Genomic DNA, 16,925 nt, shown 5'->3' on the forward strand with positions numbered 1-16,925 from the left:
TGGCCGTTTTTTTGCTGTCTGTTTTTCCACGGGCAGTGTCAATTTCAGATGTGGGGATATGTCGTTGGCAGTAAGTAATCTCGATATGCATGCTTTGTTTGTGCTTGGGGATCTGCGCGCAAAGCTGGTCAAACAGTTTCAATCGCGTTTCGTCTATATCACCGAACAAACGCCCGAAGGTATATACGCCGCCGAGATCGACACCGAGTCGGCACTGGTGGTGGACGACAAACAACGACTTGAACTCAAGGTCGGCGATCACTTTCGCGCGGCGGTATTGCCGAGCCGTGAAGGTGGCAAGTTGGAAATCAAGTTTCGCGATATCAAGTTGACGGTGTATGGCCTGGGTGACTATGCCTTTGTCACCACGGCCGACGGCCACGCCATTGTGTTCAAGGAAGGCCATAGCGTCGTTACCGTGTTTGCCGCCAACCAGCAATTGCAGGAAGGCCTGACCAAGACGCTCAAGGCCGTGACCGCCAAGGCCGCGAAGTTCCGCAAGGGTGAGCTGGTGTCGTTCAAGGCCAGCGAATAAATGAGCCTGTCCCGCGCCGAATTCCACGAACAGAACCTGCAAGGCGCCCGTGCCCAGGCAGTCGAGCTGTTCGCGAAAAAGGTGCCGATGCAAGGCGCCTGGCTGAACTGGGTCGCCTCACAGCTCTACCTGCTGCAGCCGCCCGAGTACGCGAGCATGGTGCGCAGGGAGTTGCAACGCCTGCAGGAGTCGAGCGCGCAATAAACCTCGTCCTTCGAAACCAGGAACCTCTACTACAGTCAACTGACTGAACAAGCAGAGGCTGGCGATCGTCATTCGCCACGCTGTCCTGATATCGCTGTGAACAGAACGAGGTACAAGGCATGAAAGGATTTCGACTGCTGCTGGCCAGCACGTTGACCGCCGTCAGCCTGCTGGCATCGCCCATGGCCGCGACAGCTGCCCAGACACCGATCCATTTCGCCGACCTGAACTGGGAAAGCGGCAGCCTGATCACCGACATCCTGCGGATCATCGTCGAGAAGGGCTACGGCCTGCCGACCGATACCCTGCCAGGCACCACCATCACCCTGGAAACCGCCCTGGCCAACAACGACATCCAGGTGATTGGCGAGGAGTGGGCCGGGCGCAGTCCGGTGTGGGTCAAGGCCGAGGCCGAAGGCAAGGTGGTGAGCCTGGGCGATACCATCAAGGGCGCCACCGAAGGCTGGTGGGTGCCGGAGTACGTGGTCAAGGGTGACCCTGGCAAAGGCATCAAGCCGCTGGCGCCCGAGCTGCGCAGCGTCGCGGACCTGAAGCGTTACAAAGATGTTTTCGCCGACCCGGAAACCCCCGGCAAGGGGCGCTTTCTCAATAGCCCGATCGGCTGGACCTCGGAAGTGGTCAACCAGCAAAAGCTCAAGGCCTATGACCTGAATGACAGCTATGTGAATTTTCGCAGCGGTTCCGGCGCTGCGCTGGACGCGGAAATTACTTCGTCGATCCGCCGCGGCAAGCCGGTGCTGTTCTATTACTGGTCACCGACGCCCTTGCTGGGGCGCTTCAAGTTGATCCAGCTGGAAGAGCCGCCGTTCGACGCCGAGGCCTGGAAGACCCTGACCGACGCCGATAATCCCAATCCCCAACCGACCCGCTCGCTGGCTTCCAAGCTATCGATTGGCGTGTCCACACCGTTCCAGAAGCAGTACCCGCAAGTGGCCGAGTTCTTCAGCAAGGTCGACCTGCCCATCGATCCGCTGAACAAGGCCCTGGCACAGATGAGCGAGCAGCACAGCACCCCGCGCCAGGCCGCCGAAGCTTTCATGAAGGCGCATCCCGATGTGTGGAAGGCCTGGCTGCCCAATGACATCGCCGACAAGGTGGCGGCCTCCCTGTAGCCGACGACCGGCACCGAACATTGACAAAGCGCAAGGCGACGACATTCGCACTGGACTAGGCTGTTTGCTCTGCCAACGTTGCGAGGAATTTCGATCATGACCTTCGTGCTTGCTCAGTGGATCGCTGCTGCCCTGGTGCTGATCAGCTTGATCCACGTGTATTGGGCCTTGGGTGGGCAATGGGCGACGGATGTCGTCATACCGCAGGTACCGGGACGAGAGGGGCAGGGGTTGCACCCGGCATTCAAGCCCTCCGCGCTGCTGACCCTGGCGGTCGCGGTCGGGCTGTTGCTGGTGGCGCTGATTGTCAGTCTGCGGGTCGGCCTGTTCGTGCCGCGCATCGAGCACTGGTCGTTGCAATGGCTGATCAGCGCCATGGCCCTGCTGATGTTCGCCCGGGCCATTGGCGATTCGGAGCTGGTGGGTTTTTTCAAGGAGCAGGCCGGATCGAAGTTCGCCCGCCTCGACACCTGGGCCTACTCGCCGCTGTGCGTGGTGCTTGGGGCAGGCCTGCTGGCGGTTGCCTGGGTCTGAGTCAACGGCCGCTCCCGGTGCGCCGGCTGCTGATTTCCGCTGGCACGTCGTCGCCGGCCATGCGTTTGCGGAACAGCGCGGCGCGGGCCAGCAACAGGGTGGTCACCGGCATGGTGATCGACAGCAAAATCGGGATCAGCCACGCGTGCAGCACCGGGCTGGACTTGAGCGCGGAAAAATAAATGATCGAGGCCAGGGCCACGCACCAGGCACCCAGGGTCGAGGCCAGTGCGGGTGGGTGCATGCGCCGGAAAAATTCCTTCAGCCGCAGCAAGCCGATGGCACCGATCAGGGTGAACAGGCTGCTGGCCACCAGCAAGATTGCCACGGTCACTTCGACCCACAGCGGCAGTTGTTCAAGCGCATTCATTCGATCACCTCGCCACGCAGGAGGAATTTCGCCAGGGCGAACGAACCGACGAAGCCGAACAGCGCAATCAGCAGCGCGGCCTCGAAGTAGGTGTCACTGGCATAGCGGATGCCCAGCACCAGCATCATCAGCATGGCGATGATGTACAGGTAGTCGAGGGCGAGAACGCGGTCCTGGGCCGACGGGCCTTTGAACAGGCGGACCAGGGTCAGGATCATCGCCAGCGAGAACAGGAACAGGCTGGCGAGGATCGCGTTGGAGAGCAGGGCGCTCATTCGAAGATCTCCATCAGGGGGCGCTCATAAGTGGTCTTGAAGTGCTCGATGAAGTGCGCTTCGTCGTCCAGGTCGAACACGTGCAGCAGCAGGATGCTGCGATCCAGCGCCAACTCCGACCAGACCGTGCCCGGCACCACAGTGGTGATCATCGACAAGGCCGCCAGGCCGTTGGCGTCGCGCAGGTCCAGCGGCACCTTGACGAACGCCGAGCGCGGCGCCCGTCGTCCGGCGTTGAGTACGCCCCAGGCCACGGCGACGTTGGACACCAGTACATCTCGGCCGACCAGCAGGAACAGGCGCAGGATCACCAGGGGCCGGCGAATGCGCACCGGCAACGGCCGCAGCTTGCGCATCATCAGCGGCGCACAGAACGCCAGCAGCGCCCCGAGCAGCAGGTTGCCGGGGCTGACCGACAGATTCAGCAGCAGCCACAGCAGCCACAGCGCCAGGGAAAACCACGGGGCAGGGAACAGGCGTCTCATGGTTGCTCCTCCTGCAACGCGGCCCGGGCTTCAGGGCTGGGCACGGCGCGGGTGCCGAGCACCGCCATCACATACTGCTGGGGATCGTTCAGGCTGTTGGCCGCGGCCTGGGTGAAGCGCATCAGCGGTTCGGCCTTGAACGTCAGCAGAATGCTCAAGCCCAGGAGGGCGAAGATCGGCACGCACTCCAGGCGCCGCAGCACCGGCGATGGACGCTCTTCCGGCGACCAGAAGCGCTGGATGCCCAGACGCGAGAAGGCGATCAGCGAGGTCAGCCCCGAGACAATCAACAACACCAGCAGGCTCCAGGCGGCCGGCGACACCGGCTGGGTCGACGAGGCGCCAAGCCCCAGCGGGTTGAGCAGGGCGCCCAGCAGGCTGAGCTTGCCGATAAAGCCTGAAAGCGGCGGCATGCCGATGATCAGCAGGGCACAGGCGATGAAGCTCAGGCCGAGGAAGGCCATGGTCCAGGGAATCACCTGGCCGACCACCGCCTGTTGCTCGTCATCGAGGTTGATGCCCTTGGTCAGTGGCGCGCTGGGCAGCGGCTGTGGCAGGGCTTCGTTTTCGTCGTCCAGAGGCGGCTCCACGGCGTTACGCGAGCGCTCGATCAACTCGGCCAGGAGGAACAGCGCGCTCAACGCCAGTGTCGAGCTGACGAGATAGAACAGCGCCGCCGCCACCAGGTTGGGCTGGGCGAAGCCGATGGCCGACAGCAGGATGCCTGCGGAGACCAGGATGCTCAGGCTGGCCATGCGCTCCAGGCGCCGCGCCGAGAGGATCGCCAGCGCCGCGCAGACGATGGTCGCCATACCGCCGTAGATCAGCCAATCACCGCCGAAATACGCCGAAGCCCCGGCCTGGCCGGAGAACAGCAGGGTCCACAGACGCAGCAAGGTGTAGATGCCGACCTTGGTCATGATCGCGAACATGGCGGCCACCGGCGCGCTGGCCGAGGAGTAGGCCGGTACCAGCCAGAAGTTCAGCGGCCACATCCCGGCCTTGGCGAGGAAGGCCACCGCCAGAATCGCCGCGCCGGCATGCAGCAGGCCGCGATCGGCTTCCGGCACCAGCGGGATCTTCAGCGCCAGGTCGGCCATGTTCAGGGTGCCGGTGACGCCGTAGATCAGCGCCGCACCGATCAGGAACAGCGAGGAAGCCAGCAGGTTGATCGCAATGTAATGCAGTCCGGCCGACACTCGCAGGCGCCCCGAGCCATGCAGCATCAGCCCATAGGAAGCGGCCAGCAGCACTTCGAAGAACACGAACAGGTTGAACAGGTCTGCGGTGAGGAAGGCACCGTACAGGCCCATCAATTGAATCTGGAACAGCGCGTGGAAACTGGCCCCGGCACCGTCCCAGCGGGCCATGGCGAACAGCAGCGCGCTGACGCCGATGATCCCGGTCAGCACCAGCATCAGGGCCGACAGGCGATCGACCACCAGCACAATACCGAACGGCACCTGCCAGTTGCCCGGCAGGTACACGCCAATCGAGCCCGGCTCGCCGCTTTGCTGGGTCCAGAGCAGCAGCATCACTGAAATGCCCAGGCCGATCAGGCTGGAGAACAGGTTCAGCCGGGCCTTCAGCGGCCGGTGTTTCTCGCCCAGCAACAGCATCAGCGCGGCGGTCAGCAACGGCAGGAGGATGGGGGCGGCGATCAGATGTTGCATCCAGTTCATTCTTTAGGCTCCCGGCCGTCGACATGGTCGGTACCGGTCAGGCCCCGGGACGCCAGCAGCACCACCAGGAACAGCGCGGTCATGGCGAAGCTGATGACGATGGCGGTGAGGACCAGCGCCTGGGGCAGCGGGTCGGTGTAGTGCAGCAGGTCCTGGGGCACGCCGTCCTTGATGATCGGCTCCTTGCCGATAAACAGGCTGCCCATGCTGAAGATGAACAGGTTGACCCCGTAGGACAGCAGGCACAGGCCCATGACCACCTGGAAGGTCCGGGGGCGCAGCACCAGCCAGACCCCGGAGGCCGCGAGTACGCCAATGGCAATTGCGATGACTTCTTCCATCAGGCGGCTCCTGGCGCGATTACGGGTTTGCTCTGGCTCGGCTTGTGGCCACGCACCGACTGGTGCGCCAGGGCGGTCAGGATCAGCAGCGTCGAACCGACCACCACGGCGTACACGCCGACGTCAAAGAACAGCGCGCTGGCGATATGGATATCGCCCAGCAGCGGCAGGCTGAAGTGCCAGGTGTGGGTCGTCAGGAACGGATAACCGACCGCCATCGCACCGAGGCCGGTGACGGTGGCGAACAGCAGGCCCACGCCCATCCAGCGCAACGGCCGCAGGCTCATCTGCGCCTCGACCCACTGGGTGCCGGCCACCATGTATTGCAGGATGAACGCCACCGACATCACCAGCCCGGCGACAAAACCGCCGCCCGGCAGATTGTGGCCGCGCATGAACAGGTAGAACGACACCACCAGGGCGATCGGCAACAGCAGGCGCACCAGCACCGCCGGGACCATCATGAACCCCAGTGCGGTGTCGCTGGCCTGGCGCGGGTTGACCAGATCGGTGACCACGTCCGGTGCCAGCAGGCGTTGTTGCGCCGGCAGTTGCATGCTCTCTTTCGGTGGGCGGAAGCGTCGCAGCAGGGCGAACACCGTCAGTGCCACCGCCGCCAGCACGGTGATTTCGCCGAGGGTGTCGAAGCCGCGGAAGTCCACCAGCATCACGTTGACCACGTTGCTGCCGCCACCCTCAGGCAGCGCGCGGCTGAGGTAGAACGACGAGATGTCGTTGGGCGTCTGGCGGGTCAGCATGGCGTAGGACAGCAGCGCCATGCCCAGGCCGACGGCAATCGACAGCGCCAGGTCGCGCAGGCGTCGAACCCGCGCCCGGGCTTCGCTGCCCGGCAATGGCGAGACGTCCTCGATCCGCCGTGGCAGCCAGCGCAGGCCGAGCAGGATCAGCACCGTGGTCACCACCTCCACCACCAGCTGGGTCAGGGCCAGGTCCGGTGCCGAGAACCAGACAAAGGTGATGCAGGTCATCAGGCCGCAGACGCTGACCATGGTCAGGGCCGCGAGCCGGTGGTACTTGGCTTGCCAGGCGGCGCCCAGGGCGCAGGCAATCGCCAGCAGCCAGAGGGTGACGAAGACGATCGAGCCAGGAATCTTCGGCCGGTCGCCCCAGGTCAGGCTGCTGTGCAGCATCGGGATCAGCCCGGCGGCCACTGCCGCCAGCACCAGCAGGAACAACTGCATCTGCAGGCGCTTGGTGCTGATCCGCCGTTCCACGCGTCGCGCCAGGCGCATCAACACCACCAGGCTGCGCTCGAACAGGCGTTTGCCGTTGAACCGGCCCACCAGCGGCGGGTATTTGAAGCGCCCGTGGCGGAACTGATTGCGCAGCAGCAGGTACAGGACGATGCCGCCGGACATGGCGATCAGGCTCATGATCATCGGCGCGTTCAAGCCGTGCCAGATCGCCAGACTGTACTCGGGCAGGGTTCCGCCGACCACCGGCAATGCGGCGGCAGCGAGCAGCGGGCCGACGATCTGGGCCGGAAAAATCCCCACCAACAGGCAGGTGAACACCAGCAACTCGACCGGTGCGCGCATCCAGCGCGGCGGCTCGTGGGGCGTGTGGGGCAGGTCGGTGGCGGTCGGGCCGAAGAACACGTCGACGGTGAAGCGCAGGGAATAGGCGACGCTGAAGGTGCCGGCGATGGTCGCGATGATCGGCAGGCTGGTCTCGACCCAGGCGGTGGCGTTGATGAACACGGTTTCGGCGAAGAACATTTCTTTCGAGAGGAAACCGTTTAACAACGGCACGCCGGCCATCGAGGCGCTGGCGACCATGGCCAGGGTGGCGGTGAACGGGATCAGGCGGATCAGGCCACTGAGCTTGCGAATGTCACGGGTGCCGCTTTCGTGGTCGATGATCCCCGCGGCCATGAACAGCGAGGCCTTGAAGGTCGCGTGGTTGAGGATATGGAACACCGCGGCGACGGCGGCCAGCGGGCTGTTCAGGCCGAGCAGCAGGGTGATCAGGCCCAGGTGGCTGATGGTCGAGTACGCCAGCAGGCCCTTGAGGTCGTTCTGGAACATCGCGCAGTAGGCGCCGAGCAACAGGGTGCAGGCGCCGGCGCCGCTGACGATGTAGAACCATTCTTCGCTGCCGGACAGCGATGGCCACAGCCGCGCCAGGAGGAACACCCCGGCCTTGACCATGGTTGCCGAGTGCAGGTACGCCGACACCGGTGTCGGCGCGGCCATGGCGTGGGGAAGCCAGAAGTGGAAGGGGAACTGCGCGCTTTTGCTCAGGGCGCCGATCAGGATCAGGGGTAGCAGGATGGGGTAGAGGGCATGGGCGCGAATCATGTCGCCGGCGGCCAGGACCTGGTCCAGGTCATAGCTGCCGACGACATGGCCAAGCAGCATGACCCCCGCCAGCAGGCACAAGCCGCCGGCACCGGTGACCATCAGCGCCATGTAGGCGCCGCGGCGGGCGTCGGCGCGGTGGTGCCAGTAGCCGATCAACAGGAACGAGAAGAGGCTGGTCAGTTCCCAGAAAAATACGATCTGGATCAGGTTGCCGGAGATCACCAGGCCAAGCATGGCGCCCATGAAGGCCAGGAAAAACGCGAAGAAGCGTGGCACCGGATCGTCCGGTGACATGTAGTAGCGGGCGTACAGCGACACCAGGGTGCCGATGCCCAGCACCAGCAGGGAAAACAGCCAGGCAAAGCCGTCCATGCGCAGGACAAAGTCCAGGCCCAGGCTCGGCAGCCAGGTGAATTCTTCACGAATCACCCCGCCGTCGGCGATTTGCGGGTACAGCAACGCGACCTGGACGGTGCCCGCGAGGGCGACCAGTCCGGCCAGAAGCGATTCAGCATTTCGTGCATTGTGCGGCAGCAGAGCCGCCAGACAGCTGCCAATAAATGGCAGAAGCAGTAGAACTATCAGGGACATAGGCTTCTAATCTGCGGAGGTTTGTCAGGGATCATACGTGCCGGGCCGGCGATCACCAACTGCCAAGCTATGGCAGAATCCTACAAAGCAGAAAGAATATTCCCATTTTGTTACTTTCAGCGCTGCAACAGGTCTTCGGTTTCCGCCACGGCCTTGGCTTTGGTTTTCCATTCGCTGACGATCACCGCCAGCACAATCAACAGCGCACCGAGCAATGCCAGGCCCGGCAGACGCTCGCCGGCAATTCGCCCGACCACCCCGGCCCACACCGGTTCGCCGGCATAGATCAGGGTCGCGCGGGTCGGTGAAACGCTTTTCTGCGCCCAGTTCATTGCCACCTGAATCGCCGCGCTGGCCGCCCCCAGGCCCAGGGCGCTGGCCAGCAGGAACCAGGAGAAGTTCGGCAGCGCTTCCTCGGTGGGCACAATCATCAGCATCGCCAGCACCGAGGTGGTCGCCAGTTGCACCACCGTCACCCGGCGCACATCGACCCGCCCGGCATAGCTGCTGATCAGGATGATTTCGGCGGCAATTGCCACGGCACTGATCAGCGTGGCGATCTCCCCGGCGCTGAAGTTCAGCGACGCCCCGGCCGGACCGGAAATCAGCAGCAACCCGGAAAACGCCAGCATGATCCCGATGCTCGGCATCAAGCCCGGTCGACGGCCCATCACCAGCCATTGCAGCAGCGGCACGAAGGGCACGTAGAGCGCGGTGATGAAAGCGGACTGGCTGCTGAGGATGGTCTGCAGGCCCACGGTTTGCAGGCCGTAGCCGATCATGATCGCCACACCGATGAAAAATCCGGCCTTGAGTTCGAACAGGGTCAGGTCGCGCAGGGTGCGCCAGGAGCACAGCGCGACGATCAAGGCCGCGGCGGCGAAGCGCAGGCCGACGAAGAACATCGGCCCGCTGACGGTCATGGCGTGCTGCACCAGCAGGAAGGTGCCGCCCCAGATCATGGTGATCAGCACCAGCACGCATTCGGCCTTGCTCAGGCGCAGGTAGGAAGAGCGGGGTGTGGCGGGTGTCGTCGGCGTCATGGCTTGCGTGCTACCGGAGTGGGACGCACAATGCGCCGAATGCTGGGCAGTATACTGCGCAATCCAACCAAGTGAGCAATATAGTGCACAAAGAAAATGGCCAACGCGCCTCGGTCCTGCAACACGTCAGCCTCAACGTGCGTCGCCTGCGTCATGCCGCCGGCCTGAGCCAGAGCGCGTTGGCGGAAATTTCCGGAGTCAGCCGACGGATGCTGGTGGCGATCGAGGCCGGTGAGAAAAACGTCAGCCTGACCACCCTCGACCGGGTCGCGGAGGCGCTGGACGTGGCCTTCAGCGACTTGATCCAGGCCCCCGACTCACGGGACCCCGGACGAATCAATGAACTGGCCTGGGCCGGGACCATTCCCGGCAGCCATGCGGTGCTGCTGGCCAAAGCCAACGCCAGCCGCGAGGTCGAGTTGTGGCAGTGGCAGTTGGAGCCGGGTGAGGTCTACCTGTCCGCCGCCGATGCCGAGGGCTGGAGCGAGCAGGTGTATGTCTTCCAGGGCAGCCTGACGCTGGTGCTGGGGGATGAGGTGCGAGTGCTGGCGTGTGGCGAGTTCATCAGTTTCGCCAGCAATTTTGCCCATACCTACCGCAACGATGGGGAGGTGGCGGTGAGGTTTGTGCGTAATGTGGTGATTTGAGGAGGGCGCATCATTTGTGATCGACTCAAACCTTGTAGGAGCCAGCCTGCTGGCGATGGGGCCACACCGCATCAGCTTCATCGCTAGCAGCGGAGCGCCGCCCGGGCAGCTCCCACCAGGGATCTGCGGTGGATGCTGATCTTGTGACCGACTCAAAACCTGTAGGAGCGAGCTTGCTCGCGAAGAACCTGAGAGCTCCGCGAGCATTCAGGATGCCCGCATTATCGTTAACGTTCATCGCGAGCAAGCTCGCTCCTACAAAAAAGCGGCAGGGCTGCGACTCAGGACAAAAACCCACCATCCACATTCAGCGATACCCCAGTGGTGTAGCTGGACGCATCGCTCGCCAGGTACAGCACCGCACCCGCCATTTCACTTGGTGCGGCGACGCGCTTGAGCGGGATCTGTTGCAGGGCGGTGTTGAGGATCGCGTCGTTCTTGACCAGCGCCGAGGCGAACTTGGTGTCGGTCAGGCCCGGCAGCAGGGCGTTGCAGCGAATGCCGAACTGTGCGCATTCCTTGGCGAAGACCTTGGTCATGTTGATCACCGCCGCCTTGGTCACCGAGTAGATGCCCTGGAAGATCCCCGGTGAGATGCCATTGATCGACGCCACGTTGATGATGCTGCCACCGCCGTTTTCGCGCATCAGCTTGCCGGCTTCCACCGACATGAAGAAGTAGCCGCGAATGTTCACGTCGACGGTCTTCTGGAACGCGCCGAGGTCGGTGTCCAGCACGTTGCAGAATTGCGGGTTGGTGGCCGCGTTGTTGACCAGGATATCGAGACGGCCGAATTGTTCGCGAATGCCGGCGAACACCTGGCTGATCTGCTCCATTTCACCGATGTGGCAGGCAACGGCGGTGGCTTTGCCGCCGTCGGCGATGATCGCGTCGGCGACGTGCTGGCAACCCTCGAGCTTGCGACTCGAAACGATCACATGGGCGCCTTGCTGGGCCAGCAGTTTGGCGATCGCCTCACCAATGCCACGGCTGGCGCCGGAGACGAAAGCGATCTTGCCATCGAGGTCGAACAACTGGGTCTTGGACATGGGGGAGTTCCTTATTGTGGGCGTGGCACCGAAACGGCTAGTTGAGACCCTGTAGGAGCGAGCTTGCTCGCGAAAAACGTCAACGATGACGCGAGCATCCTGAATGAATGCGGCGCTCTCAGGTTTTTCGTCGGAACGCCGCCCGGAGCCGGCTCGCTCCTACAGGGGGCACGGCTGTACCGTTACAGGCTGGACTTCTGGATAACCTGCAAACTCATGTGCTCCAGCAATTTATTCATGTGAATGAACTGCGCGAAGCGTTTGTCCTGGGTCTGGCCGTGGAAGAAGCGGTAGTAGATCTGCTGCACGATACCGGCCAGGCGGAACAGCCCGTAGGTGTAGTAGAAGTCGAAGTTATCGATGCGAATGCCTGAGCGTTCGGCGTAGTAGTCGACGAAGGCCTGGCGGCTGAGCATGCCCGGTGCATGGCTTGGCTGGCGACGCATCAGTTGCACCGGTGGCGGGTCGCCGGCTTCGATCCAGTAGGCGAGGCTGTTGCCCAGGTCCATCAGTGGATCGCCGAGAGTGGTCAGTTCCCAGTCCAGCACGCCGATGATCTGCATCGGGTTGTTCGGGTCGAGGATCACGTTGTCGAAGCGGTAGTCGTTGTGCACGATGCTCGAGGTCGGGTGATCGGCCGGCATCTTGTCGTTGAGCCAGGCCTTGACCGCCTCCCAGCTCGGCGCATCCGGGGTCAGGGCCTTGTCGTAGCGTTCGCTCCAGCCACGGATCTGCCGTGCGACGTAGCCTTCAGGCTTGCCCAGGTCGGCCAGGCCGCAGGCGTTGTAATCAACGCGGTGCAGTTCCACCAGCTTGTCGATGAAGCTCTTGCACAGCGCCTCGGTGCGCGATGCATCCAGGCCCAGCTCCGGCGGTAACTCCGAGCGCAGGATGATGCCCTTGACCCGTTCCATCACGTAGAACTCGGCGCCGATCACCGACTCATCGGTGCAGTGCACGTAAGCCTTCGGGCAATACGGGAAGCCATCCTTGAGCTGATTGAGAATGCGGAACTCGCGGCCCATGTCGTGGGCGGACTTGGCCTTGTGGCCAAAGGGCGGGCGGCGCAGGACGAATTCCTGCTCGGGGTATTCCAGCAGATACGTCAGGTTCGACGCGCCGCCGGGAAACTGGCTGATCCGCGGCAAACCGCTCAAGCCCGGAATCTGTGCCTTGAGATACGGATCGATCAGGCTGGCATCGAGCTCTTCGCCTTCGCGAATACGGGTGGACTGGTCGTTAAGCGCCATGCTTATCCCTTCTGCTTATTCTGGAGGCCAGGAACTATTGGCTAATCTAATGCGCGCACCCGGCACCCACAACCACGGCGTGCCGTTATAGGTGAGCGTGTTGCCGCTTGATCATTGCTTTTGATACAGGCGTTTGAATATACCTCAGCGCAGCGGCCGCCGGCGTGCGCTGGGCAAGGTGATGGGCGTCAACAACGGGCGATTGCTGAAGAACGCCTGGAGGTTTTGCCCCACCAGTTCCACGGTGCCCTGGGTCGCTTCCGGCGACAGGCCGGCGACATGCGGGGTCAGAATCACATTGTTCAGCGTCTTGAGGGCGTCGGGCACCTGGGGCTCGGCGTCGAAAACGTCCAGCGCGGCACCGGCGATCCGTCGATGTTCCAGGGCGCTGATCAGGTCGGCGGTGATGATCACACTGGCCCGGGCAATGTTGACGATGAAACCGTGGGGGCCGAGGGCGTCCAGCACCTGCTTGGTGACCAGGTGCTGGGTGCCGAGGCCACCGGGGGTACAGACCATCAGAAAGTCCGAGGCTCGCGCCAGTTCGGTGGGGGTCGAGCAGAATTCGAAGGGTACATCGTTGCGCAGCTGGCGGTTGTGGTAACTGATGCTCATGCCAAAGCCGTTGGCCGCGCGCCTGGCGATTTCCATGCCGACCGCGCCCAGACCAAGGATGCCCAGGTGTTTGCCGGCCAGGGACGGGCGCATGACCTTCGGCCATTCGCCGCGGCGCACCGCCGAGTCGGCTCGGGGAATGTCGCGCACCAGGGCCAACAGCAAGGCCATTGCGTGGTCGGCCACAGACGAGGCATTGACCCCGGCACCATTGGTTACGCTGATCCCGCGATCACTGGCGGCCTGCAAGTCGACCTGCTCATAGCCGGCGCCAATCACGCAGATGATCTTCAGCCTGGGCAGCGCGGCGATTTCCTCGGCGTGCAGGCCGAGGGGGCCGCGGGTCAACACCGCGTCGATCTGTGCGCCGTGCTGGGCGATCGTCTCGGCCCGTTCGCCGGGCGTCGGCGCGAGGATCAGGTGAAAGCCCTGGTGCTCGAGGATCGGCAGGTAGTCGTTGATGGTTTCAACCAGGACCAGGACAGTTGCGGGCATGCTCAGCTCCTTCGGGCATCGGGTGCGCGCCCTGCGGTGGCAGTGGCGGGATCAGCAGCCTAATTCAAGCAGCTTCCTGAAAAATTTGTCGCGCCCGTGGAACTTTTTAACGCATTGCTGGAATAACCCCGGTTATTCATCTGATCCGTCCCTCCGTTCCTCAGCTAAGTCTTTGCTTCTGTTGATTAATCCCGGACAATCGCGCCCCTGTTTCGGCCAGGGCGCTGCCTGTCGGGTTTTTCTGACTCGTCCTGACCGGGTGGCAAATACCGGAATGCGGAGATCCGACCGGATGAATGATCAGGCCAATAGCGTTGATGAACGCTATGAAGCGGCGGTACCAGTCAGTGTCAGCGGCTGGAATCGTCAGGACACCACGTGGATGCTCGGGCTGTTTGGCACGGCGATTGGTGCGGGTACCTTGTTTTTGCCGATCAACGCAGGCCTTGGCGGTTTCTGGCCGCTGCTGATCCTCGCGCTGCTGGCATTCCCCATGACTTTCTACGCGCACCGTGGCCTGACCCGCTTCGTGTTGTCCGGTCGCGAAGGCGCCGACATCACCGAAGTGGTCGAAGAGCATTTCGGGATCAAGGCCGGTGCCCTGATCACCTTGCTGTACTTCTTCGCGATCTTCCCGATCCTGCTGATCTACAGCGTGGCCCTGACCAACACCGTCGGCAGCTTCCTTGAGCACCAGTTGCACATCATGCCGCCGCCACGGGCCGTGCTTTCGTTCGTGCTGATCCTCGGCCTGCTGGCCGTGGTCCGCTGCGGCGAGCAGGTCATCGTCAAGGCCATGAGCCTGATGGTCTACCCGTTCATCGTTGCGCTGCTGTTCCTCGCGGTGTTCCTCGTTCCACACTGGAACGGCGGCATCCTCAGCACCGCCTCCACTGTGCCTGAGCCTTCGGCGCTGCTGCATACCCTGTGGCTGGCGATTCCGGTGATGGTGTTCTCGTTCAACCACTCGCCGATCATCTCGGCCTTCGCCGTGGACCAGAAGCGTCGCTACGGCGGCCATGCCGAAGAACGCAGCTCGCAGATCCTCTCCCGTGCGCATCTGCTGATGGTGGCGATGGTGCTGTTCTTCGTCTTCAGCTGCGTGCTGACCCTGTCGCCGGCGCAACTGGCGGAAGCCAAGGCGCAGAACCTGTCGATCCTGTCGTACCTGGCCAACCACTTCAGCAATCCGACCATTGCCTTCGCGGCGCCGTTGATTGCCTTCGTGGCGATCTCCAAGTCGTTCCTCGGCCACTACATCGGCGCCAGCGAAGGCCTCAAGGGCCTGATCGTGAAAAGCGGCAAGCGCCCCGGTGCCAAGGCGCTGGATCGCATGACCGCAGCGTTCATGCTGGTGGTCTGCTGGATCGTTGCCACCCTCAACCCGAGCATCCTCGGCATGATCGAGACCCTCGGTGGCCCGGTGATCGCGGCGATCCTGTTCCTGATGCCGATGTACGCGGTGCGCAAGGTGCCGGCGATGGCCAAGTACCGTGGCCAGGCGTCCAACGTGTTTGTCACGGCAGTCGGTCTGGTGGCGATCACCGCACTGATCTACTCGCTGACCGCGTGATCGGCGCAAATACCGATTATTGAGCAGGATCCGCTCCAGGCGATCCTGCGCTTTAAGCTACAGTGGCCGCTGCGCGTATCAACCGCGCAGCGGTTTTTTTTCGTCTGGAGACAGTGGATTGTCCAACCCCCCTCAAACTATCGAATCCGCCAACCGCTGGCGCGACGTCCTCGCCGGACTATCGATTGCCGGCCTGCTGCTGCCCGAAGCGGTGGCTTACTCGACCATTGCTGCGCTGGCGCCCCAGGCCGGGGTGATCGCGCTGTTCGCCGGTCTCCTGTGTTACGGCCTGCTGGGCACCAGTCGGTTTGCCATCGTCTCCGCCACCTCATCCTCGGCCGCGGTGCTGGCGGCAGCCACTGCGACCCTGGCCAACGGCGACCCGCAACTGCGCTCGACCCTGGCGGTCGGCCTGGTGCTGGTGACGGGCGGGTTGTTTGTGCTGGCCGGGATCTTCCGTTTCGGCAGCGTCACTTCGTTCATCGCCAAGCCGGTGCTGCGCGGATTCGCCTTCGGCCTGGCGCTGACCATCATCCTCAAGCAGGTGGCCAGTGTGGTCGGCGTGCACCTGACCGACGCCAACCTGGTGCGCTTCGCCCCGCAATTGCTGGAACAGTTGCCGCAATGGAACTGGACGGCAGCGGCGGTAGCAGGCGCGGCGCTGTTGCTGCTCGGCCTGTTTTCACGCTTCCCGCGGGTGCCCGGTGGCCTGCTGGTGGTGGTGATCGGCATCGCCGCCGGGCAGTGGCTGGACTTGCCCGCCCATGGGGTAAAGCTGATCGGCGTGATCGAGCTCAGCCTGGAGGTGCCAAACCTGCCGGTGTTGCCGTTCGCCGACTGGCTGCGGCTGGGGGAGGTGGGGCTGGCGCTGGTGATGATCCTGTATGCCGAGTCCTACGGCTCGATCAGCGCCTATGCGCTGAAACACGGCGACCGTGTCACCTCCAACCGCGACCTGTTGGCGCTGGGCGCCAGTAACCTGCTGTCCGGCCTGTTCCATGGCATGCCGACCGGCGCCGGCTATTCGGCCACTTCGGCCAACGAAGCGGCGGGCGCCCTGTCGCGCTGGGCGGGCGGGGTGGCGGCGTTGGTGGTGCTGATCATCGTGCTGACGGTGTTGCCTTGGATCGCCTTGACGCCCGAGCCGGTGCTGGCGGCGATTGTCATGCATGCGTTGGGACGTGGTTTGAGCCTGCAGCCGTTGGGGCGCTACTTTGTCTGGCGTCGCGATCGGTTGCTGGTGATCTGCGCGGTGGGGGCGGTCCTGACCCTTGGCGTACTGGACGGCTTGCTGGTGTCGGTGGCGATCAGCGTGTTGTTGATGCTCAAGCAGCTGTCGGCGGCGGATATCCAGATCCTCGGCCGCATCGATGACGGCCACGATTTCGTCGACCTGCAGCGTCACCCGAGCGCGAAAACCGAGCCGGGTATTCTCATTGTGCGGCCCAGCGAAGCGCTGTTCTTCGCCAACGTCGAACGTATCCTCGGCGGCGCCTTGCGCCTGGTTCGCCATTCAGCGGTGCCGCTGCACACGGTGATTCTCAGTCTGGAGGAGTCACCGAACCTGGACGGCACCAGCATTGAGGCGATGCAGGATTTCTTCCAGCAGATGCATCAGCAAGGCCAGCGGCTGATCCTTGCGCGGCTCAAGCACGACGCACTGACGGCGCTCTCGGCGCTGCCTGAGGTGGCGGCCAACGGGGTGATCCTCAGTGGCCTGAGTGTGGATGCGGCGGTCGAGCAGGCGCTGAAACCGCAGGCATAAAAAAAACCCGCGTA

Annotated in this window: 16 protein-coding genes and 1 pseudogene; 7 read left to right on the top strand and 10 right to left on the bottom strand. The window is 63.4% G+C overall.

Features of this window, described 5'->3' with window-relative positions; all coding sequences use genetic code 11:
• The first annotated feature begins 85 nt into the window (after positions 1-85).
• From ACZYR5_RS27220 to ACZYR5_RS27235, 4 genes are all read left to right on the top strand, one after another.
• The gene (locus ACZYR5_RS27220) at positions 86-535 is read left to right on the top strand and encodes a hypothetical protein (protein ID WP_489092543.1); all 450 of its coding nucleotides are present in this window, start codon (positions 86-88) and stop codon (positions 533-535) included.
• A complete protein-coding gene (locus ACZYR5_RS27225; RefSeq protein WP_489092544.1) occupies positions 536-739 on the top strand; it encodes a hypothetical protein in 204 nt (67 codons plus the stop codon).
• A 119-nt stretch (positions 740-858) separates the two neighbouring features.
• The gene (locus ACZYR5_RS27230; protein ID WP_489092545.1) at positions 859-1,872 is read left to right on the top strand and encodes an ABC transporter substrate-binding protein; all 1,014 of its coding nucleotides are present in this window, start codon (positions 859-861) and stop codon (positions 1,870-1,872) included.
• A gap of 96 nt (positions 1,873-1,968) precedes the next feature.
• On the top strand, positions 1,969-2,406 hold the full coding sequence (locus ACZYR5_RS27235) for a DUF3995 domain-containing protein (RefSeq protein ID WP_489092546.1): 438 nt from the start codon (positions 1,969-1,971) through the stop codon (positions 2,404-2,406).
• 1 nt (position 2,407) lies between these two features.
• Here ACZYR5_RS27235 and ACZYR5_RS27240 read toward each other — a convergent pair whose 3' ends face one another.
• The 7 genes and pseudogenes from ACZYR5_RS27240 to ACZYR5_RS27270 form a co-directional block, all read right to left on the bottom strand.
• Positions 2,408-2,776, bottom strand: a complete 369-nt coding sequence (locus ACZYR5_RS27240) for a Na+/H+ antiporter subunit G (RefSeq protein WP_489092547.1) — start codon at positions 2,774-2,776, stop codon at positions 2,408-2,410.
• The gene (locus tag ACZYR5_RS27245) at positions 2,773-3,051 is read right to left on the bottom strand and encodes a K+/H+ antiporter subunit F (RefSeq protein ID WP_489092548.1); all 279 of its coding nucleotides are present in this window, start codon (positions 3,049-3,051) and stop codon (positions 2,773-2,775) included. Before ACZYR5_RS27245 ends, ACZYR5_RS27240 begins: the two co-directional genes overlap by 4 nt.
• Positions 3,048-3,536, bottom strand: coding sequence for a Na+/H+ antiporter subunit E (locus ACZYR5_RS27250; RefSeq protein WP_489092549.1), 489 nt, complete (start codon positions 3,534-3,536; stop codon positions 3,048-3,050). The genes ACZYR5_RS27245 and ACZYR5_RS27250 overlap by 4 nt, the downstream gene beginning before the upstream one ends.
• Positions 3,533-5,218 carry a monovalent cation/H+ antiporter subunit D gene (locus tag ACZYR5_RS27255; RefSeq protein WP_489092550.1) on the bottom strand — a complete coding sequence of 562 codons (1,686 nt, stop codon included), beginning with the start codon at positions 5,216-5,218 and terminating at the stop codon, positions 3,533-3,535. Before ACZYR5_RS27255 ends, ACZYR5_RS27250 begins: the two co-directional genes overlap by 4 nt.
• Positions 5,215-5,559: a Na+/H+ antiporter subunit C gene (locus ACZYR5_RS27260; RefSeq protein ID WP_003202835.1), complete on the bottom strand. Its 345-nt coding sequence runs from the start codon at positions 5,557-5,559 to the stop codon at positions 5,215-5,217. Before ACZYR5_RS27260 ends, ACZYR5_RS27255 begins: the two co-directional genes overlap by 4 nt.
• Positions 5,559-8,474, bottom strand: a complete 2,916-nt coding sequence (locus ACZYR5_RS27265; RefSeq protein ID WP_489092551.1) for a monovalent cation/H+ antiporter subunit A — start codon at positions 8,472-8,474, stop codon at positions 5,559-5,561. Before ACZYR5_RS27265 ends, ACZYR5_RS27260 begins: the two co-directional genes overlap by 1 nt.
• 116 nt (positions 8,475-8,590) lie before the next feature.
• Positions 8,591-9,606: pseudogene (locus ACZYR5_RS27270) on the bottom strand (DMT family transporter).
• On the opposite strand from ACZYR5_RS27270, the gene ACZYR5_RS27275 reads away from it, so the two are divergent.
• Positions 9,601-10,164, top strand: coding sequence for a helix-turn-helix domain-containing protein (locus ACZYR5_RS27275; protein WP_489092552.1), 564 nt, complete (start codon positions 9,601-9,603; stop codon positions 10,162-10,164). The pseudogene ACZYR5_RS27270 and the gene ACZYR5_RS27275 sit on opposite strands and share 6 nt — an antisense overlap.
• A gap of 281 nt (positions 10,165-10,445) precedes the next feature.
• Here the strand turns inward: ACZYR5_RS27275 and ACZYR5_RS27280 are convergent, their stop codons facing one another.
• From ACZYR5_RS27280 to ACZYR5_RS27290, 3 genes are all read right to left on the bottom strand, one after another.
• On the bottom strand, positions 10,446-11,213 hold the full coding sequence (locus tag ACZYR5_RS27280) for an SDR family oxidoreductase (protein WP_489092553.1): 768 nt from the start codon (positions 11,211-11,213) through the stop codon (positions 10,446-10,448).
• 182 nt (positions 11,214-11,395) lie between these two features.
• Complete coding sequence (locus ACZYR5_RS27285; protein ID WP_489092554.1) at positions 11,396-12,463, bottom strand: phosphotransferase family protein; 1,068 nt, start codon at positions 12,461-12,463, stop codon at positions 11,396-11,398.
• A gap of 144 nt (positions 12,464-12,607) precedes the next feature.
• Positions 12,608-13,573, bottom strand: coding sequence for a 2-hydroxyacid dehydrogenase (locus ACZYR5_RS27290; RefSeq protein WP_489092555.1), 966 nt, complete (start codon positions 13,571-13,573; stop codon positions 12,608-12,610).
• 292 nt (positions 13,574-13,865) lie between these two features.
• On the opposite strand from ACZYR5_RS27290, the gene ACZYR5_RS27295 reads away from it, so the two are divergent.
• Together ACZYR5_RS27295 and ACZYR5_RS27300 are read left to right on the top strand one after the other, a co-directional pair.
• Positions 13,866-15,146 (top strand): HAAAP family serine/threonine permease, encoded by a 1,281-nt coding sequence (locus ACZYR5_RS27295; protein WP_489092556.1) that lies wholly within the window; start codon positions 13,866-13,868, stop codon positions 15,144-15,146.
• 118 nt (positions 15,147-15,264) lie between these two features.
• Positions 15,265-16,911 carry a SulP family inorganic anion transporter gene (locus tag ACZYR5_RS27300; protein ID WP_489092557.1) on the top strand — a complete coding sequence of 549 codons (1,647 nt, stop codon included), beginning with the start codon at positions 15,265-15,267 and terminating at the stop codon, positions 16,909-16,911.
• The last annotated feature ends 14 nt before the right edge of the window (positions 16,912-16,925 follow it).

It is taken from the genome of Pseudomonas sp. F007 (assembly GCF_057814275.1).